The following is a 609-nucleotide window of genomic DNA, read 5'->3' on the forward strand; positions in this document are numbered from 1 at the left end:
TCACGAATGGCATTGAAGTCATCGTTCTGATCCGGAATATCAATACTTTTCTCAAATTCTGCCACATCCACCTGCTGATTGATAAAGGACAGCTGCACACTGATGGAAGAATCAAAGTAATTTAAGAAATCACAGTAATTCTCAAATATCGTGGTCTTATCCTCATTTAAAGCCAGCTGATAATTGATGTCATAAAACTGAATCGTCTTAGAGAAAAAGGTCTTTGTCACCTGGCAGATACCATCCTGCAGCATCCGAATATACGGAATGCTCTGCTGTGCAGTTGTAGGAATGCCTTTCTGTTTCCTGCGATTCCGTTCCTGTTTCTTCTTACGCTTTTCCTGTTCTCTTTCTTTTCTGCTTTTTTTGTTTCTTCTTTCCTGACGGTTTCTTTTTTCCGCCAGAGACAGACGCTCCTGCTGAGCCTCCTGCTTTGTCTTTTTTGCCATCCGGCACACCCTCCTTTTTTACAAGGGTGGAAATCTCCTGATAAAAATTTTCTGTCTTATATGGTCTTACCGCTGGACAGATAAACTTCTGTCGAATGATATTTGCCACCACTTTTTCAAAGGGAAGCCCGTCTTTTTCATACATCGCCATGAAGAAAAA

General features: G+C 41.1%; 1 protein-coding gene and 1 pseudogene. Both read right to left on the minus strand.

Going from position 1 to position 609, the window contains the following annotated elements:
• A pseudogene (locus G5B12_RS17295) lies at positions 1 to 449 on the minus strand (VirB4-like conjugal transfer ATPase, CD1110 family); the annotation flags it as partial.
• Positions 331 to 600, minus strand: a complete 270-nt coding sequence (locus G5B12_RS17715) for a PrgI family protein (protein ID WP_442859969.1) — start codon at positions 598 to 600, stop codon at positions 331 to 333. The gene G5B12_RS17715 and the pseudogene G5B12_RS17295, both read right to left, overlap by 119 nt.
• Positions 601 to 609: the final 9 nt, after the last annotated feature.

This window comes from Blautia sp. MSK.20.85, assembly GCF_013317245.1.
Taxonomy (GTDB): Bacteria; Bacillota; Clostridia; order Lachnospirales; family Lachnospiraceae; genus Blautia_A.